The organism is Actinomycetota bacterium, assembly GCA_018830725.1.
Taxonomy (GTDB): Bacteria; Actinomycetota; Humimicrobiia; order JAHJRV01; family JAHJRV01; genus JAHJRV01.
Genome location: JAHJRV010000074.1, coordinates 1 through 3,593, shown reverse-complemented (window position 1 = coordinate 3,593; position 3,593 = coordinate 1). Strand labels below are relative to the sequence as shown.

The following is a 3,593-nucleotide window of genomic DNA, read 5'->3' as shown; positions in this document are numbered from 1 at the left end:
GAACTCAAAATCACTGGAATGACATGTGCCACGTGTGTAAGAACAATTGAGAAATCTGTATCCAATCTCGACGGTGTTACAGATATTAAAGTAAATCTGGGAAATGAAACTGGTACAGTTGAATATGATTCTACAAAATTAAGAATAGCTGATATAGAAAAAGCAGTAAGAGATGCGGGTTATGAAGTATTGGATGAAAAAGCAACCATTAAAATTGGGGGTATGACATGTGCTACATGTGTAAAAATTATTGAAAAAGCACTAAAGAATTTAGATGGAATCATAAGTGTCAATGTTAATCTTGGAGTAGAGAAAGCATACATTACCTATAATCCAAGAATAATATCAGTAACTGACATGAAAAAAACTATTGAAGAAGCTGGATATCAATATCTTGGAAAAGAAGGGGAGGAAATTGAAGATTTAGAAAAGATAGCAAGAGAAAAAGATTTAAAAGAAAAGACGAAAAGATTTATTATAGGTTTTGTTATAGGCATACCTTTAATGATTCTCATGTATCTACCAATACAACTTCCATCTTTTATGCCTTATTTATTATTTCTTTTGACTACTCCAGTATTCATTTATGTCAGTAACCCTATATTCAGAGCAGCTTACCGTTCTCTTAAAAATAGAAATCTTAATATGGATGTTATGTATTCTATGGGTATAGGTGTTGCATTTATATCTAGTGTTTTAGGAACATTTGAAATTATGCTTTCAAAAGAATATTTATTTTATGAAGAAGCGATTTTGTTAGCATCATTTCTTACCTTTGGAAGATATTTAGAAGCAAAGGCAAAAGGTAAAACATCAGAAGCAATAAAAAAGCTAATAGGTCTACGGCCAAAAACTGCAACAGTTATTCGTAATAATGAGGAGAATGAAATAGCAATTGAAGACGTTCAAATAAATGATATTGTAATTGTAAAACCAGGAGAAAAAATAGCAGTTGATGGAAAAGTAATTGAAGGTTCTAGTTATGTTGATGAATCAATGATTTCTGGAGAACCAATTCCAGTATTGAAGAAAAAGGGTGACACTGTTGTTGGTGGCACTATAAATAAAAACAGTGTAATTAAATTTAAAGCTAAAAAAATTGGCAAAGATACCTTTCTATCTCAGATAATAACTCTGGTTGAAGAAGCTCAGGGATCAAAACCAAAAGTTCAAAGAATTGCTGATAAAGTTGTGAGTTATTTTATTCCTATCGTACTTTTAATAGCAATTATATCTTTCATAGTGTGGTATTTTATTTTAAATAGTTCTCTCCAGTTTGCTCTAACTCGATTTATTTCAGTACTTGTCATTGCTTGCCCATGTGCTCTTGGTCTTGCAATTCCTACTGCTGTAACAGTAGGTGTTGGTCGTGGTGCAGAACTGGGAATTCTAATTAAAAATAGTGAGGTACTTGAAACATCTAAAAATTTAAAAACAATAATATTTGATAAAACAGGAACTTTAACTAAAGGTAAGCCAGAAGTTACAGATATAATTGGTATAGGAATTGATGAAAAAGAGCTATTAAAGTTAACTGCAAGTGTAGAGAAGAATTCGCAACATCCATTAGCTGAAGCTATAGTTAGAAAAGTAAAGGAAGAAGATATTAAATTGGTGAAGAGTGAAAAATTTAACACTTTCGAAGGAAAAGGAGTAATAGCAAAAGTTAATGGAAAAGATATTATTATTGGAAATAGAATGCTTTTTAAAGAGAGAAATATTTCAGTACCTAAAGAAGTTGAAAAAAATATTTCTCAACTCGAGTATGAGGGGAAAACAGTAATTCTCATTGCTCTTTCTAACAAAATATCCGGCATTATTGCAATTGCTGATACATTGAAGGAAACAACAAAAGATGCAATTAAAGAGTTTGAAAAAATGAATTTTAATATTGTTATGATTACTGGTGACAACGCAAAAACTGCAAATACAATCGCTAGTCATATTGGAATAAAAAAGGTATTAGCGGAAATATTACCACAGGATAAAGCTAATGAAGTAAAAAAACTACAAGATAATGGAGAGACAGTTGCTTTTATAGGTGATGGTATTAATGATGCAATAGCACTTACACAAGCAGATGTTGGTATAGCGATAGGTAGTGGCACAGATGTAGCAATAGAGAGTGGAGACATAGTACTTATAAAAGATGATCTTATGGATGCTGTTGCAGCAGTGCAATTAAGTAATAAGGTTATGTCAAGAATCAAATGGAATCTATTTTGGGCATTTGCTTATAATACTGCATTAATTCCTGTAGCAGCAGGATTATTATACCCATTTACTGGAATTACTTTTAGACCTGAATTTGCAGGATTAGCAATGGCTATGAGTGATGTAACAGTTATAACTCTTTCTTTAATGTTAAAAAGATATTTACCACCTGCAAAGATAATTAAGGAAAAAATTAAGACCCATCATATTCATTAAGGAAAGTATCTATAAGATTTATTTTTAAATAAAGAGAATATACTAATAACAAAGAGGGATAAAAATGAAAGGAGGGAGATATGTCTAAGATATTCGATAATGTTACAAGGTTAATTGGAAACACACCTTTGGTGAGACTAAATAGAATAACCAAGGGTATAGAGGCAGAAGTTGTAGCGAAGTTGGAGTTATCTAACCCACTGGCTTCAGTGAAAGACAGGATTGGTCTATCAATGATTGAAGCAGCTGAAAGAGAAGACCTAATAAAAGAAGATACTATTATACTTGAACCTACCAGTGGAAATACAGGAATAGCATTAGCCTTCGTATGCGCTACTAAAGGCTATAAATTATGTCTTACTATGCCTGATACTATGAGTCTTGAGCGAAGAGCACTACTCAAAGCATTTGGTGCAGAACTCATTCTAACACCAGGGGAAAAAGGAATGAAAGGTGCAGTCAAGAAAGCAGAGGATCTTGCTGCCAGAGATCCAAGATACTTTATCCCTCAACAGTTTAAAAATCCTGCTAATCCTGAGATTCATCGTAAGACTACTGCTGAGGAAATCTGGAGAGATACAGATGGTAAAGTGGATATCTTGGTAGCTGGTGTGGGAACTGGTGGGACAATCACAGGTGTAGCTGAGGTAATAAAAAGCAGAAAGCCGGAATTTCTTGCAATTGCAGTTGAGCCATCAAATTCACCTGTACTTTCTGGTGGAAGCCCAGGACCACATAAAATTCAGGGTATAGGAGCGGGATTTGTCCCAGAGGTATTGAGATTAGACTTAGTTGATGAAATCATACAGGTCAAAGATGAGGATGCTATAAATATGTCCCAAAGGTTGGCTAAGGAAGAGGGCATACTGGTTGGTATCTCTACTGGAGCTGCAGCATGGGCTGCACTAAAAGTCGCTAAAAGGGATGAAAACAAAGGAAAACTTATAGTTGTAATCTTTCCTGATACAGGTGAGCGTTATCTATCCATGAAACTTTTTAAGTAAAGGGGGTGGGAATTATGAGACACAGTAACACAAAGAATAAAAACATGCGGCGAATTTATTGTGTAACGCACGATGAAGCCGAAAGGATATTTACAAAACAGACAGAAATGCTTATCCCTATTATAAAAGAAATCAATAAAAGCATGAAGCTCGAGAGTT

At 33.7% G+C, this 3,593-nt stretch carries 2 protein-coding genes; both read left to right on the top strand.

Going from position 1 to position 3,593, the window contains the following annotated elements; genetic code table 11:
* The coding region (locus KKC53_03615; GenBank protein ID MBU2598253.1) for a heavy metal translocating P-type ATPase at window positions 1-2,430 on the top strand (2,430 nt) is incomplete at its 5' end.
* 80 nt (window positions 2,431-2,510) lie between these two features.
* Window positions 2,511-3,434 (top strand): cysteine synthase A, encoded by a 924-nt coding sequence (gene cysK, locus KKC53_03610; protein MBU2598252.1) that lies wholly within the window; start codon window positions 2,511-2,513, stop codon window positions 3,432-3,434.
* Window positions 3,435-3,593: the final 159 nt, after the last annotated feature.

Bases quoted from the DNA above. Each gene is read 5' to 3' on its own strand.
- cysK (MBU2598252.1), top strand. From the start codon at position 2,511: ATGTCTAAGATATTCGATAATGTTACAAGGTTAATTGGAAACACACCT.